This window comes from Streptomyces sp. bgisy027 (genome assembly GCF_057710365.1).
Map to the genome: position 1 here is coordinate 12,641 of NZ_JBYIVZ010000053.1, position 22,063 is coordinate 34,703.

Below are 22,063 nucleotides of genomic sequence, written 5' to 3' on the forward strand. Positions count from 1 at the left end.
AACCGGAACAGGCGGAGGAGGCGGGCTTCACGCTGTGCAGAGCACGGCTGGGGATCAGACCGCCGCTGCTGTCCCTCGGGGCGCGCACCGTCGCCGACTCAGTGCCCTGCTCGCGCGCCATGGTCGCCACGCACCGCATCGGGGGATCCGGGGTCCCTGATCGAGTGCCGATCGCCGCGGACATCTGCTACCCCTTATATGCACATGTAAGGTGATTGTCACCACACCATCTACGGGGAGCGGGATGAACTCCTCTGGCGATCCGGGTAGTGCCTTTTCACTCAGCGGCATGGCAGCGGTCCTGGTCGACGAAGAGGGCACGGTGCTGCGCTGGTCCCGTACGGCCACGGAGCTGGTGGGCCGTACAGCAGCCGAGGTCTGCGGCCGGCCTATCCGGACGCTGTTCCCCGAAGCGGACGACGGGGGCTCCCTGGCACCGCGGTCTACGCCGTGGAGCCCGCCGACGGGTCGGGTGACGCTCCAACACCGCTCGGGCCGGAGGATAGAGGTTGTTCTCCACGCCCTGCCCCTGGACGGCTCGGCCGAACTGCTGATCCTGGCGAGCCCCGCTCCAGGCGTGGCCGACTGGGAACAGAGCGCGTCCTTCCTTCACTCACTGCTCGCCCAGGACCGGATCGCGGTGCGCATCCACGACACCGGCATGAACGTCGTACGGACCAACGCCACCTCTGCCATCTGCGACGGACCGCGTCCAGGCCTTGCTCCTCGGCTGCGTGACGCCATCTCCACCGAGCACACCGAAGCAGTGCTGCGCCGGGTTCTGGAGACAGGGAGAACGGTGATCGACCAAACGCAGCGGATGCGATCGCCACGCGAACCAGGAAGCCAGTCGTTCTTCTCCTTGTCCGCCTTCCGGCTGGAGGACGCAGCGGGCCGCCCCACAGGGGTCGCAGCGATGGTCACCGAAAGTAAGCAACCCCGTCGGCATGTGGACCTGAGGCACGAAGCCGCCACCCGTATCGGCGGCTCGCTCGACATCACCCGCACCGCCCAGGACCTGGCGGACGTCCTCGTCCCTGCCCTCGGGGACCTGACGTCGGTGGACCTGGCCGAGGCCGTCCTCAAGGGTGACGAACCACCGAAGATCCTCGGCCCGGGGCTCTGGCACATGCACCGGGCCGCCGTCGCCTCGGCCAGCGGCCAGTGGCCCGCTGGCCTGCTTCAGCCGGGCTCCACGATGCCGATTCAGCCCGACATCGCCGTACTGCGGCGCCTCCAGTACGGTGAGACCATCCTTGTGCCTGATGTGGCGAGCATCAGTTCAGCGGTCGAAGACAACACCGAACTGATACGTCTGAACGTGCCGGAGCGTGGACATTCGAACGTCACCGCTCCCTTGTTCGCCCGTGGCCTCATGCTGGGGGTGGTTTCGGTCTGGCGCACCGAGCAGACCGAACCCCACGACCAGGATGACGCCGACCTGCTCGCGGAGATCGCGTCACGAGCCGCTCTGAGCGTGGACAACGCCCGCCGGTACGCCCGTGAGCACCGGGCGGCCGTTGCCTTGCAGCAGAGCCTCCTTCCCCGCGCCACCACCGACACCCCGGCCGCCGAAACCACGGGCCTGTACCGGCCTGCGGCCGGCGGGGCGGACATCAGCGGCGACTGGTTCGATGTCATCCCCCTGCCCTCCCTCCGAGTGGCCTTCGTCGTGGGTGACGTGATCGGCCACGGCCTGCGCGCCAGCGCCACGATGGGACGCCTGCGCACCGCCGTCCGCACCCTGGCCGATCTCGAGCTGGAGCCGAACGAGCTCCTCACCCACCTCGACGCCCTCGTCCAGCAACTCGCCGCCGAGGCTCCTCCTCAAGACCGGGACACCGTCGGCGCCACCTGCCTGTACGCCGTCTACGATCCGGTCAGCCGCTGCTGCACCATGGCCAGCGCCGGGCACTTCCCACCCATCGCAGTCCGGCCCGACCGCACGGTTCAGGACTTCGAGGTCTCCCCCGGCCCGCCCCTGGGTGTCGGCGGCATGCCGTTCGAGACCACCACAGTCACCCTCGAGCCCGGCAGCCTTCTCGCCCTGTTCACCGACGGCCTGGTCGAAGGCGACGACCACGACGTCGACGCCGGCATCCACCGGCTGACGCGCAGGCTCATCGCTCTGTGCAGCCCCGACCGGCGTTTGGATGACACCGGCCGCGCACTGCTGACCGACACCGATGACACCCCGCCCAGCGACGACATCGCCCTGCTCCTCGCCCGCACCCGCGCGACGCCCGCAGAGAACATCGCGAGCTGGGAGTTCCCCGCGGACCCCGCCGTTGTCACAAAGGCCCGCGAAGCGGCGACCCGTCAGCTGACCGCCTGGGGGCTGGACGACCTGGTCCTCACCACCGAGCTGATCGTCAGCGAGCTGGTCACCAACGCCATCCGCTACGGCGGCGCCCCGCTCGGCCTGCGGCTCATCCACGAGGACATCCTGGTCTGCGAAGTCACCGACCCGAGCAACACCCAGCCGCGCCTGCGCCGCGCCCTCACCACCGACGAAGGCGGACGTGGCCTGTTCCTGGTCGCCCAGCTCACCACCCGCTGGGGCAGCCGCTACGGGCAACATGGCAAGACCATCTGGACCGAGCAGCCCATCACCACGAACTCCTCACCAGCGCTCTGAGGCCGAGGAGCGGGGTGTTGTCCGTCGGTGGTGCGGTCGCTCAGAGGCCACTGCCCAAGAAAAATGTTTGACGCTTCCCCCAGCCGACCGAAGAGATCAACACCCCAAGAGCTGATCCGGCACAGGGCACGACACCGACGCCCGACGTCCGTACGTTGGCCGCGAATCTCGGCACGATCAGCACAGGATCAACGACACCTGCGCGTTGATGATCAAGCACTGCCTGTGACTGTTGTCCCGCCATCAATACCTTTGGTGCCCAGCAAACCATCCCTCACTCACGGCCGGACGGACACGCTGCGACCGGCCACCTCGCCGCGGCGCAACGCCTCGATGCCCGTGCCGATCTCCTCGAAGGGGAGCGTGCTGATCGGAGGGGCGAGTTCTCCGGTCGCGAACAGATCGATGACCGCAGCAACATCCGCCTTGTCACCGCCGAGACTGCCGAGCAGCGAGACATTGCGGTTGACCAGCGATATCAGGTTGATGGTGGTATCCGGCTTGGACGCGCCGATCTGGACGACGCGCCCGCCCGCACGGACCGCGTCGATCGCGGTCGCGGTCGTGTCGACCCCAGCGAAGTCGACAATCACGTCGAGGCCCAGCGAGGCGAACCCGGCGGCGTCCGCGAAGAAGCCGGCCACCCCCAATGCGCAGGCCACCGGCTCCTGTTCCTCGCGGATGTCGGCGGCGTAGACCTCCGCGCCGAGCAGCACGCCGATACGCGCGCCCATCTGGCCCAGGCCGCCGAGGCCGATCACTCCGAGACGCACGCCGGCCTCCACACCACCGACGACCTTGACCGCGTGGTGGGCGGTTCCGCCCGCGTCGGTGGCCGTCGCGGCCTGGGCATACGAGACGCTGTCCGGAATCCGTACGAGTTCGGGGACAAGGCCGATGGTGCGCTCGGCGAATCCGCCGTCACGGCCGACTCCGGGTGCGGTGAACGGATTCCCGTTCGGGGCGAGGGCGACCCGCTCGCCGACCGCGAAGTCGGTGACGTCGTCGCCGAGTTCGGTGATGACGCCGGCCACCTCGTGGCCGAGCACGATCGGAAGGTGGGTGGGCATGCCGGGGACATGGCCGTCGAGGAAAGAGATGTCGGTGTGACACAGACCGGCGCCCTTGACGTCGATGACGACTTGGCCGGGGCCTGCCACGGGATCGGGCAGAGTGACCTCGGTGAGGGGCTTGTCGATGGACACGTAGTGCCAGGCTTTCATGCTGAACTCCTTGTGCGAGGAGGCGGGAGCGGCCGATCGGAGTCGCTGCGGTGGTGGATGCGGGAGCGTGCGGCCGCGGCGTGCGAGCGGCTCTGCCGGACCTCCGGGGACAGCAGACGCTGCTGGGTGAGGCAGACGGGGTTGGTCAGGCGATGACGCCCTGGGTGCGCAGGGCGGCAAGTTCGTCGGCGCTGAGTCCGGCGGCCAGGAGGACCTCGTCGGTGTGCGCACCGTTTGAAGGGGCCGGGTGGCCTGCCGCGGTGGGCGTTCCCAGGAAGCGGGGGGCAGGGGCGGGCGAGAGGAGGTCGTCGTCCCGGGTGAGGTAGGTGCCGCGCGCGACGTTGTGCGGGTGGGTGGCGGCCTCGGTGAAGTCGAGCACCGGGGTGGTGCAGGCCTCGCGGTCCGTGAAAGCGGCGGTCCATTCGGAGCGCGTGCGGTGGGCGAAGATCTCCTCCAGACGGGCGGCCATGGCCGGCCAGGCAGAGGTGTCGTTCTGTTTGGCGAACAGCGGGTCGGTGCTCAGTCCGAGCACGTCGAGGAACTCCGCGTAGAACTGCGGCTCGATGCAGCCCACGGCCATGTGGCCGACGTCCGCACAACGGTAGGTGCGGTAGAAGGGCGCGGCGCCGTCGAGCTGGTTGCCGCCCCGCCGGTCGGTCCACTGTCCCTGAGCCATCATGCCGTGGACCAGGGCGAGCTGCAGGGCGCTGCCGTCGGTCATCGCCGCGTCCACTACCTGGCCGCGGCCGGTGGCCCTGGCGTGCACCAGCCCGCCGACGATGCCCAGGGCGAGCAGCAGGCCCCCGCCACCCATGTCGCCGATCAGGTTGAGCGGCACGGTGGGATCGCCGTCAGCCGGCCCGATGGCGTGCAACGCCCCGGACAGCGCGATGTAGTTGATGTCGTGGCCCGGTGTGTGGGCGAGCGGGCCGTCCTGGCCCCATCCGGTCATCCGCCCGTAGACCAGCTTGGGGTTGCGTGCCAGGCATTCCTCCGGGCCCAGGCCGAGGCGCTCGGCAACACCCGGCCGGAAGCCCTCGATCAGCGCATCGGCGGTGTCGACCAGCCTCAACGCCGTCCGGGTCCCTTCAGTGGCCTTCAGGTCCAGAGCGACCGAGCGGCGCCCTCGTTGCAGAACAGGGTTGAAGGCGGGGCGTCCCGCCTCGGCCGTCCGGTCGATGCGGATGACCTCCGCGCCCATGTCGGCGAGGATCATCCCGCAGAACGGTCCGGGGCCGATGCCTCCGAGTTCGAGGACGCGCAGCCCGGCGAGGGGGCCTGAAGGGGCAGTGGGCATGGGGTTTCTCCTGTGCGGGGCGTGTGCTTGGGGAGGCGGCGGGTCCGTCGGGAGTCGGCCGGCAGACTCCCGACGGAGTGAAGGGACGGTGAGGCTCGCGGGTGCGTCACCATGCCGCATGTCCGATCCTGAGGTGCGCCGTTCTCATCCGCGTCGGGTCAGTGGTCTTCTCGCGTACGCGCTGACGCCAGGGCGTCGGTCCACCAGGCGAGGTCGTTCGCGAGGAGTTCGAGCCGCGGCTCGAGCGGAGCGAGCAGCGTCTCGTCGGCCTGGCCGCCCCGGTCGCGGGCCGCCCGCATCACGTCCGGCAGGATGTGGACGGCGTGGCGCAGCGGGGCCATCTCGAACTCGACTGCGACCTCGCGCAGTTGCTCGATGGCGCGGGCGCCGCCGACGTTGCCCCAGCCGATGAAGGTCACGGGCTTGCGCTGCCACTCGGCGAAGGTGTGGTCGAGCGCGTTCTTCAGGGCGGCGGTGTATCCGTGGTTGTATTCGGCGACCAGGACGACGTAGCCGTCGGCGGCGTCGATCCGCCGGGCGAGGCGGGCGACGTTCTCGTCGGCGTACTCGCGGGGGTGGTAGGCCGGCGGAGCGCCGTCGAAGAGAGGCAGGGGGTGGTCGCGCAGGTCGAGCAGGTCGACGAGGAAGTCGCCTCGCTCCTTCAGCCGTTGTACGGCCCAGCCGGCGACGCCGTCGCTGAACCGTCCCTGCCGGGTAGAACTGTTGACGACCAGGATGCGATGCATGTCGGGATTCACTCCACGGACTTGTCGAGGACGGAAAGGCAAGCAAGAGGGGGTCAGGTCGTGGTGGCGCCGCGCTCACGGGCCAGGCGTGCGTAGTGGGCGAGGAGATCTGGATCGTCGACGGTGGCAGGGTTGACCGCCGAGTCCGGCGCGATGCCCATGAAGAGTCGCTTGAGCGGAACTTCCAGCCGTTTGCCGGTCCGGGTGCGGGGGACGCCCGGGACTTCCAGGATCTCGTCCGGCACGTGCCGGGGGCTGGCCTGGTGGCGGATCGACTGCCGGATCCGTTCGGTGAGCGCTTCGGTGAGCTCCTGTCCGTCGGTGAGCTGGACGAACAGCGGCATCCAGTAGCCGCCGTCGGGCTGCTCGACGCCGAGGACCAGGCAGTCGGCGATCTCCGGCAGGTGCTCGACGATGGCGTAGATGTCGGCGGTGCCGATGCGTACCCCGCCACGGTTGAGTGTGGCGTCCGACCGGCCCGTGACCACCACTCCGCCGCTGCCCGTGGTCTCGATCCAGTCCCCGTGCCGCCAGGTTCCGGGCCACGGTTCGAAGTAGGCCTGGCGGTAACGGGTGCCGTCGGGGTCGTTCCAGAAGTACAGGGGCATGGAGGGCATCGGCAGGGTGACGACCAGTTCGCCGAGTTCGCCCCGCACGGCGTGGCCGTCCTCGTCCCAGGCGGCCGCGGCGACGCCGAGCATGGGGCGCTGCAGCTCTCCGGCGATCACCGGCAGCAGCGGGCTCGCTCCGAGGAAGCCCGTGGCCACGTCCGTGCCCCCGGAGATGGAGGCCAGGAGGACATCCGGCCGTATCGCGTCGTACACCCACGAGAACGTCGAGGTGGGCAAGGGTGAGCCGGTGGAGCCCACGACACGCAGTCTGCTGAGGTCATGGTCCTTGCCGGGGTGCAGACGAGCCTTCTCGCAGGTGCTGAGGTACCCGGCGCTGGTGCCCAGATGGGTGACGCCGGTGGCAGCGGCAACGGAGAACTGGGCGTCCAGGTCGGGGAAGCCGGGCGCCCCGTCGTGCACCACCACCGTGGCGGCGGACAGCAGGGCGGACGTGGCGATGTTCCACATGATCCACGCGGTTGAGGCGTACCAGTAGTAGCGGTCACCGGGGTGCACGTCCTGGTGCAGCTGGGCGATCTTCAACTGCTCCAGCACGATGCCGCCGTGGCCGTGGACGATGCCCTTGGGCAGGCCGGTGGTGCCCGAGGAGTACACGATCCACAGGGGAGCGTCGAACGGGAGGGCCTCGAAGACGGGCTCCTGCGAGTCCGCGACAGTGTCGGCCCAGGCCAGCCCACCTTCGGAAAGTTCCTCCGGTTGCAGTCGCGGCACATGGATCGTGGCCCGGAGCGTGGGCAGCGCGGCGCGCAGCTCGCCGACGGCCTCGCGACGGTCGTGGGCCCGCCCGTTGAAGCGATACCCGTCAACCGTGATCAGGACGACCGGTTCGATCTGGGTGAAGCGGTCGAGCGCGGCGCGGGCACCGAAGTCGGGAGCGCATGCGGACCAGACGGCTCCGACGGCGGCCGTGGCGAGCAGGGCCACCACGGCTTCGGGGATGTTCGGCAGGTAGCCGACGACCCGGTCGCCTGGTCGCACGCCGAGCCGCCGCAGGGTCGCGGCGAGCGCTCCGACCTGTCCGCGCAGCGATTGCCAGGAGATGTCGACCGGTTCGGAGTCCTCGGCCACCGCGATCAGGGCGGGGCTGCCCGGATCGACGCGCCCGTCGACGGCTGGTCGCAGCGCCTGCTCGGCGTAGTTGAGGGTGCGGCCGGGAAACCAGGTCGCGCCGGGCATGGATGCGTCGGTCAGGACCTCCGCGTCGGGGACACCGGGCAGGGCGCCCGTCCAGGTGGCGAGGTCGCCCCAGAACTCCTGGGGCGATTCGACCGACCAGTGCCAGATTCTGTCGTAGTCCACGGGCTCGCCGAAGGCGGTGCCACGCCGCTCGGACACCCAGTGGGCGAACGCGCCGAGCCGGGTGGCGGCGATCGACGACTCGGTCGGCCGCCACAACACGCCGTCACCGGGAGGTGCCGCTCCAGGAGCCATGGTGATGCTCTCCTCGTTCCTGTCTTTCCGTGTGCCCGGCCGTGTCCGGCGCGGCCGGGCACGGCATGACTGCGACCAGGGTCTACAGGCTCATGCCGCCGTCGACCGGGATGATGGTGCCGGTTATGTATCCGGCGGCGGGCGAGGCGAGGAAGCGGACCGCGCCGCCGATGTCCTCGGCTCGCCCGATGCGGCCCCGGGGGACGGACACGCTCACCGCCGCCTGTACGGCCTCGCCGTCGCCCGGTGTCATCCGGCTGGGGAAAAGCCCCGGGGCGATCGCATTCACCGTGATGTGTTCGCCGGCCAGCCGCCGTGCCATCGACTTGGTCAGCTGGTGCAGCCCGGCCTTGGAGGCGGCGTACGAGTACGTCTGCCGGGGGCCGACGCGCAGCCCGCCGACCGAGCCGACGTTGATGACCGTGGCCGGCGCGTGCGGGGAGGCGCCAGCCCGCAGTGCGGGAAGGAGCCGCTGGGTGAGGAAGAACGGGGCCTTGAGATTGAGATCGACCACATCGTCCCAGTCGGCCTCGGTGAAGGATCCCAGCGGGTTCTCCCGCACCGTTCCGGCGTTGTTGACCAGGATGTGCACAGGACCCGTCACGTGGCCGGCCAGCGCCTCCACGCCGTCCAGGGTCGACACGTCCCCAGGGAGCGCGACCGCGCCAGGGAGCTTGGCCGCGGTCTCTTCGCAGTCGGCGGCGCCGCGGGCCACGATGTGCACCGTGGCCCCGGCTTCGGCCAGGGCCGCCGCGGCCATCGCTCCGATCCCGGAGGTGGCACCGGTGACCAGGGCTGTCCGACCGGCAACGGAGAACGTCTCGTACACCGCGCGGCTCCTCGGGTCAGCTGCGGCCCAGCAGGAAGTCGGCCACCTGCTCGGGCTGGCCGACGATGAAGCTGTGGTCGGCCTTCCACTCGTGCACCTGCCAGCCGAGTTCGACCGCGCGTTCGTGGGACCTGGCCATCGTCGGGTCGTTCTTGGCGGCGATGTACTCGGTGGTCCGGGGAAGGGTCTCCACACCGACGGCGACCGGGTCGACCACGGACCGCAGCGGCATGTCGGAGAGGTGCTCGAGTAGCCACTCCATGCGCTCAGCCGGCACGTCGTGGGGATTGGCCGCCAGCAGTTCACGCTGGCGCAGGTGTACGTCCGTCCCTGGGCCGGCCTGCCCACCCTGGACCGCGGCGCGAACACCTGGCATCTGGTCGGCGAGCATCTGGCCCATGGTCTCGGAGACGCTCTCGCCGGAATAGCTCATCACCGCGTCCAGGTAGACGACGCGCCCGATGCGGCCGCCCTCCTGGGCCACCACGCCCGGGATCACGGTTCCCGCGAAGCTGTGTCCGACGAGGACGACATCGCTGACGTCCTCGTACCGCAGGACTCCGAGCACGTCCTGGACGTGCACGTCGTGCCCGTGGTCCTTGGACAGCAGGTGCACCCGTTCGCCGAAGCCGGTGAAGGTCGGAGTCAGCACGTCATGGCCGGCCGCGCGGAGCGGGGCGGCGACGTGGCGCCAGACCCATCCGCCCATTCCGCCGCCGTGCAGGAGTACATAAGTCGTCATCGGGGCTCCGTCTCTCGCCGTTGAGGGGTGTAGGAAGGATCAAGAGGGGGTTACGGTGCGCAGCGCTCGCCCGGTGGCGTCGGCTGCTGCCGGTGAGGGGGGCTACTTGTAGGGGTCGACCGGGAGGGTCGACGGCGCCACCACACCGACCTGGATCAGCATGCTGAGGGTGTCGGCGATGCTGAAGATCCGGTGGATCAGGCCGTCCTTGAAGGTGACGATCGAGAACCACTCGACCCTGACAGGGTTTCCCGTCGGCTCTACGCCCATGTAGCGGCCGCCGACGTGCTCGCCCATGTGCTCACAGTGGACCCAGATCTCGTTGTCGCCCTTGCCGAGCGCGCTGAGCGTCCGATAGCGCGAGGGCGGGAACCTCTTGTACAGCTCACGCGGGGACACCTTCCACTCCCGGTAGGTGCCCAGGTCCGGACGCGAGGGGTTGCCGTAGGTCATGTCCGGGTGGAAGAAGGCGTCCATCTTCTCGCCGAACTCGCCGGTGTTGAGGAGGTCCTGGAGATCCATCCAGGTCTGCACGTGCTTCCTCTGCTCCGGCGTGAGATGCGTGAGCGAGTCGATGTCCACGTGGGACGTGAGCTTGGGAGCTTCCATGATGTGCTTCCCTTCGTGCGGTCGCCGTCGAGCGCACCAGGCGTCGGGCGGGAGCCCTGCTCCCGCTGGTGAAGGAGTCTATCGGGTCTATCAAACAACCGGTAGATAGTTAGCTCGCCGGAACGTCCTGTTCCGCCACGGATTCGGGCTGCGTCACTGGTCCAGCAGCTCCAGCACGGTGGCGTTGGCCATGCCGCCGCCCTCGCACATCGTCTGCAGTCCATAGCGCGTGCCGGTGGCCCGCATCCGGTGGACGAGGGTGGTCATGATGCGGGCGCCGGAACCACCCAGCGGGTGGCCCAGGGCGATCGCCCCGCCCAGGGGGTTGAGTCGGCTCTCGTCCGCGGACAGGTCGTGCAGCCAGGCGAGCGGTACTGGTGCGAACGCCTCGTTGACCTCGTAGATTCCGATGTCGTCCAGGGTCAGCCCGGCCCGCTGCAGCACCTTCCGCGTGGCAGGCATCGGGGCGGTCAGCATGATCATGGGGTCGTCGGCCGCCATGACGGTCGTGTGGATCCGGACGATCGGGCGCAACCCCAGCTCACGTGCCTTCTCTGAAGTCATCACGAGCAGGGCGGCCGCACCGTCGGAGATCTGGCTGGCGTTACCCGCACTGATGACGCCGTCCGGCTTGAACGGTGTCTTGAGGCCGCCGAGGATCTCCAGCGTGCCGCCCGGCCGGACGCCCTCGTCCACGCCGACGACCCGGCCGTCGCCCACCGGCACCGGCGCGATCTCCGCCTCGAATGCCCCCGCGGCCTGGGCTTTCGCGGCCTTCTCGTGCGAGGCGAGGGAGAACTCGTCAAGCTGCGTCCGTGAGAAGCCCCAACGTTCCGCGATCATCTCCGCACCCAGGCCCTGGTTCGGATACACACCGTCGTAGCGCGCCAGGAACCGCGGTCCGAGCGGATGCCCGACCGAGCCGTCACCGTTGGCGGAGCCCATCGGCACCCGGCTCATCGACTCCACACCTCCGGCCACGACGACTTCCGCCTGGCCGCTGATCACCGTCGCCGCCGCGAAGGAGACCGCCTGCTGGGAAGAGCCGCACTGCCGGTCGATGGTGGTGCCGGGCACCGATTCGGGCCAGCCCGCCGCCAGGACCGCGTTGCGGCCGATATTGAAGGTCTGCTCGCCGGTCTGGCTGACGCACCCCCAGAACACGTCCTCCACGACTGCGGGGTCGATGCCGGAGCGTTCGGACAGGGCTTCGAGCACGTGAGCCGCGAGGTCCACGGCGTGCACGCCGGACAACCCCCCGCCGCGCTTGCCGAGAGGAGTACGTACCGCTTCGACGATGACTGCGTCTCGCATCAGGGAACTCCAGGAAGAAGAAGGAGGTGAAGGTTCGGGAAAAGTTGGCCGTGGCGATGTGTCGACTCACACGCGTCCCGGCCGTGGTCACGTGCGATTTCCTCGGATCATGACGGGGACGGCAGTAGCCAGTCGGGAGTAGGAGCGCTCTTCGCCCTGCCGGTGGCTGTGCAGTGGCCCGGTGGTTCTTGGAGGCCTGGTCCGCGTTGACCGCGAAGTTCCGCCCAGTGAGCCCCGTGTTGCTGCCACGTCTCGTATCCGGCGGACACAGCCAAGGCGCTTCTGGCTACGAAAGATGAGGGCGGAGAACTCCCCGAGGGGCGGCGCACGACGCGGGAGTGCCCGGCAAACGCCGGTCACCGCTGTCCCGCCGCGAGGCTGCCCAGGCAGACGCCGGGGCTGGTCGGTCAGACCTGTTCGAGTGCCGCGTGGGTGCCGAACATCCGAGCGTGGTAGGTCAGGGGCTTGCCCTCGGTGGCCTGGGCGGCGCGGACCGCACCGAACACCACCACGTGGTCGCCCCCGTCGACGAGGTCTGTCACGTCGCACGAAAGCCACCCGAGCGCGCCGGACAGACGGGGCACCGCGTCTTCCTGGCTCCAGACCACGTCGGTGAACTTGTCGGCGCCCTTCTTGGCAAATGCCATGGCCAGCGCGGTCTGGTGTGCTCCGAGGACGTTCAGGCCGAACCGGCCTGAACGTCGAATCAGCGCAAGCAGGTTCGAACGGCGATCGAGCGAGACCAGCACCATCGGCGGCGCCATAGACAGTGACGTGAAGGCACTGACCGTGGTGCCATGCGGTCGGCCGTCGCTCAGCGCGGTGACCACCGAGACGGGTGTGGCGACGCCGGCCATCACCTCACGGAACCGGCCTTGAAGATCGCTCCCGATCACCAGGGATGTCTCATGAGTCGTCATCTCTTCCCTTCTTTCCGGACCGGCCTGTGTCCTGCGGCGCAGGCACGGGCCGGGTCATTCAGAACTCGATCCGCAGCGAGCCGGTGGGGCAGTTCCGCACCGCCGCCGCGACATCGTCGTAGTCCGCCTCGTCCACTTCGGCGACCTCGACGACGACTCGGGACCGTCCGTCGAGGACGAAGCGGTCGGGGAGGGCCAGCATGCACTGGGCGCTGCCCTCGCAGGTTTCGGTCCGTGCGACGACCCGGACAGTCCCCGTGGCTTCTGCGGCGTGGGGATCGGCGCGCTCAGCGGGCATCGTGCACCACCGGCAGTTCGCGCATGGCCCGCGAGGCGAGGCTCGGCAGCCACTGCGGCTCCTCGTCCAGGCGCAGCCCGGGCAGCCGCTCCAGGATCCGTTCGATCGCGACCCGCATTTCGAGCCGGGCCAGCTGGGCCCCGATGCAGGCGTGCACGCCGCGGCCGAAGGCCAAGTGCGGGTTGGGCGAGCGTCGGATGTCGAAGGAGGCGGGGGAGGCGAACACCGACGGGTCGCGGTTGGCCGCCGAGTTCACGAGGTACGCGCGGTCGCCCGTGCGCAGCGTCTGGCCGCCCAGTTCGAGATCCCGGTTCACCCACCGTACGGTGAGCTTGACCGGGCCGTCGTAACGCAGCATCTCCTCCACCGCGCCGGCCATCAGCGACGGGTCGGCCTTGAGCTGCTGGAGCTGCTCGGGGTGACGCAGCAGAGCAAGGATGCCGTTGGAGATCGAGTTGATCGTCGTCTCATGGCCGGCGAACAGCAGCAGGGCGCACATGGACAGGATCTCGTCGTCGGTCAGCCGTTCGCCGTCGGGCTGGGCAGCGGCGAGGACGGACAGCATCGTGTCGTCGGATGCCGATCGAGCCCGCTCCAGAAGGTCACGGAAGTAGGTGAACATGCTCTCCAGCCCGGACAACGCCCGGGCGTGCCGTTCCTCCTGCGCCTCGCCTCCCGCGCCGAACGCCACCAGGGCGAGGTCGTCCGACCAGTGACGGAATCTGTCCCGGTCGTCGGCGGGCGCGCCCAGCAGCTCCGCGATCAGGGAGGCCGGCAGAGGATGGGCGACGTGTTCGATGAGGTCTGATTCGCCGGAGCGCACGAAGGCGTCCAGCAACTCGTCGACGCGGTCCCGGATCCGGTCGGCCATCAGACCGATCCGCTGGCGCTTGAAGGCGGCTGCGGCGACCCGGCGCAGCCGGGTGTGGGCGGGCGGGTCGGAGACAACCATCCAGTCACGCATCAGTGTCAGCACGCTGAGCGAGTGCTCACCCAGACCGACGTGTCCAGCGTCGATCATCGCCCCGATGCGGTCCGACGACAGTTCAGGACGGGTGTACGCGTCGGCGACGGCGGCGTGCGAGGTAATCAGCCACGCGCGGTGTACGGAGCTCAGGACGACCGGACCGCGTGCCCGCAGGGCGTCGTAGACGGTATAGGGATCCCGGCTCGCGGACTCGCCGCGCAGGTCCAGGTCTCCCAGCTCGGGAGCGACGTAGATCGTCATGGGAACCTCACTGTCAAACGATCGGTTGGTAGAATAGCCTGCGATACAAGTCGGAGTTCCGTCAACAGCGATCGTGTAAGGTGCCCGAAGTGACTGGTAAAACGCGCGTGGGTGGGGTCGGACGCACGGCCAGAAAGAGTCGGCCCGGGCGTACGGAAGCCACCCGAAAGCCCGGGGACGAGCGCTGGGCCGAGCTCCTCCAGGTCGCCGCGAAGACCTTCGCGGACAAGGGGTACTCCGCGACCACCCTGCAGGGCATCGCGGATGAGCTCGGCATGCTCAAGGGCAGCCTCTACTACTACATCCGTACCAAGGAAGACCTGCTCTTCGAGCTCGTCCGCTCGGTGCTCGTACTGGCTGAGGAACGCCTGGCCGAGCGCGTGCCGGACGACGGGCCGGCCATCGACCGGCTGGAGGTGCTGGTCCGAGAGCACGTGATCTTCCTGATCGAGCACCTCACCGAAACGACCGTGTACCTGCACGAGGCGGATCAGCTCACCGCGGACCGCCGGGCCGAACTGCCCGTGCACGGTTTCATCGTCAGGCTGGAGAAGCTCGTCATCGACGGTAAGGATGACGGCACGATCCGTCCCGATGCCGATCCCCGCCTGGGGGCGCTGACCATACTCGGGGCCGCGAACTGGGTCTACCGGTGGTACCGGCCCGGAGGTAGCTCCTCGCCCGAGGCGATCGCGGAGGAGATCTCCCGCATGTGCCGCAAATCCCTCGAGGCCTGAGAGCCCGCCCCCAGGGTCCACGGTTCGGTCGGCCCGGGGAGGCCTTGAGGCGATTTACCAAACAAACGTATGGTTGACATCATGCCCTTGCGAACTGATTCCCCAGACGCTGCGACGGGCCTCACGCCCTTCCACGCCCTGATGCGCCGGTACTCCTTCGCCTATACGGCGTCCCACGACTTCTCGCAGCTGGCCTCCTTGATGGTGGACGACTACCTGCTGCGGATGGGCGAGCACGAGATCCGTGGCCGCGACACGGCCTACCGCGCTGCCACACAGCGGCAGTACGACCAGTTCCCCGGCCTGGGATTCACTGTTCACCGGCTCGTCACCAACGGCGAACGGCTCGCCTTGGTCTTCACCGAGCACGGCGCCTCACGGCGGCATGGGGGGCGGCTCGCCGCCTGGCGCGGCATCAGCCTCTACCACTGGGACGGTGCGCGGCTGCTCGACTGCACCGTCGAGCAGGACTACTTCGCCAGGCGACGGCAGTTGACCGACGGCGTCCCGGACCCGGTGGGCGCACCGGGACACGACCCCTGGAGCACTCCGGTCGCGGCTGAAGACGTCACGGCGCTCAACTCCGTTGTGGCTTGGCTGCGGGAAGGCGGAATCGACAGCGCGCCGACCGACCGATTCGACGACGGGCCGACCGGCGCAGTTCCTGTTCGGCCCGTGCTGTCGGACGCGCGGTGGACCGTCCTGGACGCCTTCTCGGCCGGAACCGAGGTGCCGTTCGCGGTGCGCGTCGACGGCGTGTACAACGGCGGCCTGCCCGGTCTCGACGACCAGCGCGGCGTTCCGGCCTCTCTCTTCTGCACCGGTATCGCTGAATCCAGGAGCGACGTCGCGCCGGACGGACGCCACACCGTCCGGCTGATCGAGGCGGTCACCGACCGGATCGGACTTGTCCGTCGGCTCACATACGACCGTGCACGATGAAGTTCGGCGGATCAGACCGATATGCGAACTGTTCGGCCTGAACACCGCTCGTCCCAGCCGGGGTGGCCCAGCAGCCTCCTGAGCCACCGCCCGCAAGCCACCGGCGCGGGGTCACGTCAAGGAAGGCGCACCACCTGGCCGTCGCGGGCGCTGGACCGCGCGGCGTCCAGGACGGTGGCGGTGGCCACCGCGTCCCAGGGGTCGACGGGAACAGGTCCCTCACCGCGGACCGCGGCGGCGAAGGACGTATAGAACAGGTCCCACCTGCCGCGGCTCGACATGACGGGCTCGGCGGTATCTCCGCGGCGCACCTGGCCCCAGAGTTGTTCGGGCACGGTACCCCAGCTGTCGCCCTCGGACTGCGGCGTCGCACCGGTCATCAGCCCGCGGTCCTGGCTGTCCCTGTGGTCGACCACGAAGGTCCCGGTAGTCCCGGTCACGCGCAGGCTGGGCCCCGGCGCACCCTGCCGCCAGCTGCCCCACAGGTGGGACTGCACCCCGTCGCGGTGCGTCAGGGCCACGAAGACGTCGTCGTCGAGTCCTTCCTCGTCCTCGCGGTGGTGCATCTCCGCGTACACCCGCTCCACCGGGCCGGACAGCACCAGGGCCTGGTCGACCAGGTGGCTGCCGAAGTCGACAAGGGTGCCGCCACCCGCGGCAGGAGCACCTGCCTCGGGCCGGAAGACCTCAAACCGGGCCTCATAGCGGAGCACGGCCCCGATTTCGCCGCTGTCGAGCAGCGTCCGCAGGGTGAGGAAATCGGAGTCCCACCGACGGTTCTGGTACACCGTCAGCGGACGGCCCTTCTTCTCCGCGAGTTCGACGGTCGCACGGGCCGAGGCCGCGTCGAGTGCGAACGGCTTGTCGCAGACGACAGCCAGGCCCAGTTCCAGCGCCTGCTGCACCAGGGTCACGTGCGTGGCCGCCGGGGTGGAGACGACGACCGCCTCGGCACCGGCGCGGGCCAGGTCCTCCATTGAGTCGAAGACCCGTCGGCTCATGTCCTGGGCGACCTGGGCTCGGCGCTCAGGGGAACTGGTGACCACGCCCAGGAATTCGTACTCCGGGGCGGCAACGAGCAGCGGGGCGTGGAAGACGCGGCCGCCGAAGCCGTAGCCGATCAGTCCAATGCGTACAGGGGTGGCCAAGGGAACTCCTCTGCGTTCTTCGGCGGGGGGGCGTTGCTCCCAGGTGGGGGTTCACCCAGCTGACCAGGCCGCCCTGGGCACCGGTGACCTCTTGCACCGCAGATTCGCCCTTACCGAGGTCCGAGGTCCTCGGCGGTAATTTTCTGTGACGCTGTCTCAAGGGTGACCCGCGGGTGGCTGTCAGCCACCGCCTTGCCTGTTGAGTCCGGACGTTCCTCGGGAAGCCCTCGGTGCTTTGCGCGACCGTCCGCCCGGCTCGTCTGCCATGCCGCCCATGGTAGCGACCCGGCACAGCACACCTTCGCACCACCTAGCGCCAGCGGGTATGCCAGGCACAGGAGGACTTCCGGAGACCCGTATGATCCGCTGCTTCACGGGCACGCCACCCTCATCGGGAGCCACGAGCGTTTTGTGCATGGCGCCCGAGGCGTTCGCCGTCGCACTCGACAGCATCACACGTGCGGGCGGCGGTGTTGAAGCGCCCTTGCTGCGCCACATCCCGTCACCCGCGCTACTCGGCCAGACAGGAGTCCAGCCCACACGACGCGCCCCCGCACGAAAGCTACGCGGCCGCCATGGGCCGGATCGCTGAGCTTGGGCCCGCCGAGGCCACCGGCCATGGCGGCACCGCCACTCACGTGTCCGGTGCCGACTGATCCGGCGCCGCTCAGTCGCCACGCCTCTGCACCCTCCGCCTCCGCGAGAGGAGTCGGCGGATCAGAGACGCTCGCCCCTGACGAAGGCGGCCAGCCGGTCCCGCGCCTCGTCACCGAGGAGCTGGTCGGTGAACAGCTTCCGTTCGAAGACAAGCCCATCGGACAACGACATGTCGGCCGCGGCCTTGCCTGCGGCCTTGGCGGCGCGTACCGCCGCACGGGGCAGGCGGGCCAGGCGTCCGGCCAGGCTCAGCGCCTGGTCCTTGACGTGTTGCGGCGTGGTGACTTCGTTCACCAGCCCGATCGTCCGGGCGTGATCGGCTGTGACGAGGCGACCGGTGAGCAGCATGTCGAGGGCCGGTCCCGGGCCCACCCGGCGGGGGAGCCGTTGCGTGCCACCCGCCCCAGGGATCAGGCCGAGCGTGACCTCCGGTGTACCGAAGCGGGATCGGTCGGAGGCCACCACCAGGTCACAGCAGAGCAGCAGTTCGAGCCCACCCCCCACGGCAACGCCGTCCACAGCCGCGACAAGCGGCTGAGGGAGCGCATCGAGTTCTCCGAACAGCATGTCGGTGAGCTCTGTGTGAGCAGCTATGGAGTCCGCACTGCCCGCGGAGGCGAGCAACTCGCCCACGTCGCCACCGGCCGTGAAGAAGTCCGGAACGGCCGAGGCCAAGACGACCACGGCGGTGTTCTCGTCGTCGCGCCACTTGTCCACATGGTCGAGAAATCGGCGCATGAGATCGTAGGTGAGCGTGTTGACCGGCGGGTTGTCGAAGGTGACGACTGCAACAGCGCCGTTGGCCCCCGACACCTCCTCGCAGTGGAGTGTCACAGTGAGTCACCGCCATCCACGACGTAGAGGTGCCCCGTGACGTAGGACGAGAGGGGGGCCAGGGCGGTGAGGACGACGTCAGCCACGTCCTCGGGCCGGCACACTCTGCCGAAGGGCGCTCCGGCGTCCAGGTCCCTCGCGCTGCGGTGGACGCCGCCGGAGCGGACCAACCGGTCGCCCATGTCTGTGGCCACCAGGCCCGGGGCCACGACGTTGACCCGGATCTCGTGCGGGCGTTCCTCCTTGGCCAGCACGGTCGCGATGCCCTCCAGCGCCGACTTGGCCGCGATGTAGGGGGCGGTGCCCGCGGGGCGGGAGGCCGCGTAGGAGCTGGACACCAGAACCACCGAGCCGCCGCCCGCCGCCCTCATCGCCGGTATGGCGGCTCTCAGCAGTTCCAGGGTGGACAGGACATGGACCCGCCACAGGAGCTCGAACTCCGTCTCGGGGGTCTCGATGACGGAGTTGCCGCGCGAGGCGTTACCCGCGTTGCACACCAGCAGGGTCGGCACGCCGAGCTCCGCCACACAGTCGCGGTGCAGCCGTGCGGCGGCCCCGGTCTCGGCGAGGTCCGCCTGGAACGTCGCGGCCCTGCGGCCGTCCGCGAGCAGCTTGTCGCGCAGGGCCGCGGCCTGTTCCTCCTCCCGTCGGTAGGAGAAGGCGACGTCTGCGCCCGCGGCGGCGAGTCGGCGTACGACCGCGCTTCCGATGCCCCGTGAACCGCCCGTGACGAGGGCGGTCCGCCCGGCCAGGTCGAGTCCGTTCATCGCAGCAGCCCCCGTCCCACGATCTCGGTCATGATCTCGCTGGTCCCTCCGTAGATGCGCTGCACCCGCGCGTCGCGCCAGATGCGAGCGATGGGGTATTCCTCCATGTAGCCGTAGCCTCCGAAGAGCTGCAGGGCCTGGTCGGTGACCGACCACTGCGTCTCGGTGGCCCAGAGTTTGGCGGCTGCGGCTTCTTCTGCGGTCAGTTCTCCGGCGTTCAACGCCTCCACGCACCGGTCGATATGACTGGCCGTCACCTCGATCGCGGTAAGCATCTCGGCTAGGCGGTGCAGCACCGTCTGGTGCCTGGCGAGAATCTGGCCGAAGGTCTGCCGTTCCTTGCAGTAGTCCAGGGCCAGCTCGAAGGCGTGCCGGGCCGCGGCGGCCGCGGTCACGGCGATCGACAGCCGCTCGCGCGGAAGGTTCTGCTTCACGAGCTCCAGCGCTCGCCCCGGCTCTCCCACGATGTTGGCAGCCGACACCCTGCACCCGGTGAAGGACATCTCGCCGGTGTCCTGTGCCCGCCGCCCGATCTTGTGCAGGGGACGGCCCTGTTCGAAGCCAGCCGTGCCCGCTTCGACCGCGACGAGCGTCATCCCGCGGCCGCTCGCCTCGCCGGTCCGGGCGAGGACAAAGACCAGATCGGCGGTGGTCCCGTTGGTGATGAAGGTCTTGGCACCGTCGAGCACGACCTCGTCGCCTTCGAGTCGCGCCGTCGTGCGGATCCTGGCCAGGTCGGAGCCCGCACCAGGCTCGGTCATCGCGATCGCGGTCACCGTGTCGCCGGCGACGCAGCCGGGCAGCCAGCGGCGCTGCTGCTGCGGGCTGCACTGGTGGAGCAGGTAGGGCGTGACGATGTCGTTGTGCAGGGCGAATCCGTCCCCCGCTACCTCGTTCCGCACCAGCTCCTCTGCGATGACCACGTTGTAGCGGAAGTCGTCGACGCCGAGTCCGCCGTACTCTTCCGATGCCTCGAAGGAGAGGAACCCCGCTGCCCCTGCCTCCTTCCAGAACGGGCGGTCGACGAAGCCCTGGGCCTCCCAGCGCTCAGTGTGGGGAGCAGCGTGCTTGAGCAGGAAGGAACGGAACGCGTCCCGGAAGTCTCCGTGTGCCTCGGTGAACAGTGTTCTGCGCATGTTCACACCAGCCGGGCGGCGGCGTCGAGGCGCACGACGTCGGCGTTGAGCAGGGTGTTCTCCATGAAGGACCGGACCAGCGCGGCGAAGTCGGCCGGGGTGCCGAGGCGCTTGGGGAAGAGGCTCAGTCCCACCAGGGCCGAGCGTCGCTTGTCGTCCAGGCCGGCCAGCATCGGGGTGTCCATGATGCCGGGCATCACGCCCATGACGCGGATGCCGGACGGGGCCAGGTCCCGGGCCAGCGGCAGCACCATCGCCGCCAGGCCCGCCTTGGAGGCGGTGTAGGCGGTCTGGCCGACCTGCCCCTCGACCGCGGCGATGGAGGAGACCTGGACGATCAGTCCCCGCTCGCCGTCCTCCCCCGGCTCGTTGTGGGTCATCGCCAGGGCCGCCTGCCGGGAGACGTCGAACGCACCGATGAGGTTGATCTCCACGGCGGCGCGGAAGACGTCGAGCGGAAAGAGATTCCCTGAGCGGTCGATCGTGCGGATGCCGGGGCTAATCCCGGCCGCGTTGACGCAGAGGTCGATCCGGCCGAACCGCTCCCTGGCGGCCTCGACCGCCGACGCCACTTGTTCGGTGTCGGTGATGTCAGTGGGGACGAACAAGGCGCTGTCCGTCCCAAGCTCCGCGACCAGTTCCTTGCCGGGCGAGGAAGGGAGGTCGATGAGGACCACTCGCCCACCGCCGGCAGTGATCATCCGGGCCACGCCGGCCCCCAGACCGCCCGCTCCTCCTGTGATCAGGGCAACCGAGTTCTGTACCTGCACTGTCGGCCTCCTCGCCGTGTGTCCCCGGTGTAGTTCGGCACGCTGCACGGATCACAGCAGTGCCGGTACGAGGCTTCCCATGCTATCTACCAAACAGTTGGCAGGTGGAATCCCCGCTCTTATCTACCAAACAGTTGGCAGGTAAGCTAGCGTCGCCCTCATGAAAGCAGTCGTCGCTACCTCTGCCGACGCTGACGACCCTGTGCGTTGCGTCGATGTCACCGACCTGCCGCTCCCCGAACCAGGCCCCGGACAGACGCTGGTCACGGTGGCCGCGGCCTCTCTCAACCACCACGACCTGTGGACCCTGCGCGGTGCGGGAGGCGTCGCCGCCTACCCGCACGTCCTGGGCTGCGACGTGGCCGGAACCACTCCCGACGGCGCCCCCATCGTGGTCCACGCCCTCGTCGCCGAGGCCACCCGCGGAGGCGGGGACGAACTCCTCGACCCCAGGCGCGGCACTCTCTCCGACTCCCTCGGCGGGGCCTTCGCCGAGCAGGTCGTGGTGCCCACCGCGAACCTGGTGCCCAAACCCGAGCAGCTGACTTTCGCCGAGGCCGCCTGTCTGCCCACGGCCTGGCTGACCGCCTATCGCATGCTGTTCGACCGGGCCGACGTCCGCCCCGGGGACACCGTTCTGGTGCAGGGCGCCGGCGGCGGGGTCTCGACCGCCGCCGTCCAGCTGGGCGCGGCGGCGGGCCTGCGGATGTGGGTGACCAGCCGGTCGGAGGCCAAGCGGGACAAGGCCGCCGCGATCGGCGCCGACCGCACCTTCGCCTCCGGCGAGCGGCTACCGGAGCGGGTGGACGCCGTGATCGACACGGTCGGCGAGGCCACCTGGGGTCACTCGGTACGCAGCGTGCGCCCGGGCGGCACCGTCGTGGTCGCGGGCTGGACCACCGGAGCCGGTCCCGCCGCCGACCTGTCACGGCTCTCACTGAACAACATCACCGTACGTGGCAGCGCGATGGGGCGCCGCCGCGATCTGGAGTCCGTGCTGGCGCTGTGCGTGCACCACGGAATCCGTCCGTACATCGACGGGGTCCACTCGTTCGCGGACGCGCCCAAGGCCTTCGCCCGGCTGGAGAGCGGCGAAGTCTTCGGAAAGGTGGTCCTGCAGCCGGATACCCCCAACCCCCTGGCCCATCAAGGCCTTTGATCGGTA

Annotated in this window: 20 protein-coding genes; 4 read left to right on the top strand and 16 right to left on the bottom strand. The window is 69.4% G+C overall.

All coding sequences use genetic code 11. From position 1 onward, the window contains the following. The first annotated feature begins 244 nt into the window (after positions 1 to 244). Complete coding sequence (locus AC3ETA_RS38095; RefSeq protein WP_432197474.1) at positions 245 to 2,638, top strand: ATP-binding SpoIIE family protein phosphatase; 2,394 nt, start codon at positions 245 to 247, stop codon at positions 2,636 to 2,638. A gap of 278 nt (positions 2,639 to 2,916) precedes the next feature. Here AC3ETA_RS38095 and AC3ETA_RS38100 read toward each other — a convergent pair whose 3' ends face one another. The 11 genes from AC3ETA_RS38100 to AC3ETA_RS38150 form a co-directional block, all read right to left on the bottom strand. Next, positions 2,917 to 3,861, bottom strand: a complete 945-nt coding sequence (locus AC3ETA_RS38100) for a zinc-binding dehydrogenase (protein ID WP_432197475.1) — start codon at positions 3,859 to 3,861, stop codon at positions 2,917 to 2,919. A gap of 145 nt (positions 3,862 to 4,006) precedes the next feature. Continuing rightward, a complete protein-coding gene (locus AC3ETA_RS38105) occupies positions 4,007 to 5,158 on the bottom strand; it encodes a CaiB/BaiF CoA transferase family protein (protein ID WP_432197476.1) in 1,152 nt (383 codons plus the stop codon). 158 nt (positions 5,159 to 5,316) lie between these two features. Then, positions 5,317 to 5,904, bottom strand: a complete 588-nt coding sequence (locus AC3ETA_RS38110) for an NADPH-dependent FMN reductase (RefSeq protein WP_432197477.1) — start codon at positions 5,902 to 5,904, stop codon at positions 5,317 to 5,319. Positions 5,905 to 5,957: 53 nt separating this feature from the next. Next, the gene (locus AC3ETA_RS38115) at positions 5,958 to 7,967 is read right to left on the bottom strand and encodes an acetoacetate--CoA ligase (protein WP_432197478.1); all 2,010 of its coding nucleotides are present in this window, start codon (positions 7,965 to 7,967) and stop codon (positions 5,958 to 5,960) included. Between the two features lie 82 nt (positions 7,968 to 8,049). Beyond that, positions 8,050 to 8,796 carry an SDR family oxidoreductase gene (locus AC3ETA_RS38120; RefSeq protein WP_432197479.1) on the bottom strand — a complete coding sequence of 249 codons (747 nt, stop codon included), beginning with the start codon at positions 8,794 to 8,796 and terminating at the stop codon, positions 8,050 to 8,052. A 16-nt stretch (positions 8,797 to 8,812) separates the two neighbouring features. After that, positions 8,813 to 9,538, bottom strand: coding sequence for an alpha/beta fold hydrolase (locus tag AC3ETA_RS38125; RefSeq protein ID WP_432197480.1), 726 nt, complete (start codon positions 9,536 to 9,538; stop codon positions 8,813 to 8,815). 102 nt (positions 9,539 to 9,640) lie between these two features. Beyond that, positions 9,641 to 10,147 carry an ester cyclase gene (locus AC3ETA_RS38130; RefSeq protein WP_432197481.1) on the bottom strand — a complete coding sequence of 169 codons (507 nt, stop codon included), beginning with the start codon at positions 10,145 to 10,147 and terminating at the stop codon, positions 9,641 to 9,643. Positions 10,148 to 10,300: 153 nt separating this feature from the next. Beyond that, complete coding sequence (locus AC3ETA_RS38135; protein WP_432197482.1) at positions 10,301 to 11,461, bottom strand: thiolase family protein; 1,161 nt, start codon at positions 11,459 to 11,461, stop codon at positions 10,301 to 10,303. A gap of 407 nt (positions 11,462 to 11,868) precedes the next feature. Continuing rightward, entirely contained in the window at positions 11,869 to 12,381 is a 513-nt protein-coding gene (locus AC3ETA_RS38140; protein ID WP_432197483.1) for a flavin reductase family protein, read from the bottom strand. Between the two features lie 58 nt (positions 12,382 to 12,439). Continuing rightward, entirely contained in the window at positions 12,440 to 12,679 is a 240-nt protein-coding gene (locus tag AC3ETA_RS38145; protein WP_432197484.1) for a ferredoxin, read from the bottom strand. Then, positions 12,669 to 13,907 carry a cytochrome P450 gene (locus AC3ETA_RS38150; RefSeq protein ID WP_432197485.1) on the bottom strand — a complete coding sequence of 413 codons (1,239 nt, stop codon included), beginning with the start codon at positions 13,905 to 13,907 and terminating at the stop codon, positions 12,669 to 12,671. The genes AC3ETA_RS38145 and AC3ETA_RS38150 overlap by 11 nt, the downstream gene beginning before the upstream one ends. An 89-nt stretch (positions 13,908 to 13,996) precedes the next feature. Here AC3ETA_RS38150 and AC3ETA_RS38155 point away from each other — a divergent pair, with 89 nt between their 5' ends. Next, positions 13,997 to 14,644: a TetR/AcrR family transcriptional regulator gene (locus tag AC3ETA_RS38155; protein ID WP_432197486.1), complete on the top strand. Its 648-nt coding sequence runs from the start codon at positions 13,997 to 13,999 to the stop codon at positions 14,642 to 14,644. Between the two features lie 81 nt (positions 14,645 to 14,725). Continuing rightward, entirely contained in the window at positions 14,726 to 15,586 is an 861-nt protein-coding gene (locus tag AC3ETA_RS38160; RefSeq protein ID WP_432197487.1) for a nuclear transport factor 2 family protein, read from the top strand. Positions 15,587 to 15,702: 116 nt separating this feature from the next. Here AC3ETA_RS38160 and AC3ETA_RS38165 read toward each other — a convergent pair whose 3' ends face one another. From AC3ETA_RS38165 to AC3ETA_RS38185, 5 genes are all read right to left on the bottom strand, one after another. Then, on the bottom strand, positions 15,703 to 16,734 hold the full coding sequence (locus AC3ETA_RS38165; RefSeq protein WP_432197488.1) for a Gfo/Idh/MocA family protein: 1,032 nt from the start codon (positions 16,732 to 16,734) through the stop codon (positions 15,703 to 15,705). Positions 16,735 to 17,451: 717 nt separating this feature from the next. Further along, entirely contained in the window at positions 17,452 to 18,225 is a 774-nt protein-coding gene (locus tag AC3ETA_RS38170) for an enoyl-CoA hydratase/isomerase family protein (protein WP_432197489.1), read from the bottom strand. Next, positions 18,222 to 18,992 (bottom strand): SDR family NAD(P)-dependent oxidoreductase, encoded by a 771-nt coding sequence (locus AC3ETA_RS38175; RefSeq protein WP_432197490.1) that lies wholly within the window; start codon positions 18,990 to 18,992, stop codon positions 18,222 to 18,224. Before AC3ETA_RS38175 ends, AC3ETA_RS38170 begins: the two co-directional genes overlap by 4 nt. Next, positions 18,989 to 20,128: an acyl-CoA dehydrogenase family protein gene (locus AC3ETA_RS38180; protein WP_432197491.1), complete on the bottom strand. Its 1,140-nt coding sequence runs from the start codon at positions 20,126 to 20,128 to the stop codon at positions 18,989 to 18,991. The genes AC3ETA_RS38175 and AC3ETA_RS38180 overlap by 4 nt, the downstream gene beginning before the upstream one ends. Before the next feature lie 2 nt (positions 20,129 to 20,130). Beyond that, entirely contained in the window at positions 20,131 to 20,898 is a 768-nt protein-coding gene (locus AC3ETA_RS38185) for an SDR family NAD(P)-dependent oxidoreductase (RefSeq protein WP_432197492.1), read from the bottom strand. Positions 20,899 to 21,058: 160 nt separating this feature from the next. Here AC3ETA_RS38185 and AC3ETA_RS38190 point away from each other — a divergent pair, with 160 nt between their 5' ends. Then, entirely contained in the window at positions 21,059 to 22,057 is a 999-nt protein-coding gene (locus AC3ETA_RS38190) for a zinc-binding dehydrogenase (RefSeq protein WP_432197493.1), read from the top strand. Positions 22,058 to 22,063: the final 6 nt, after the last annotated feature.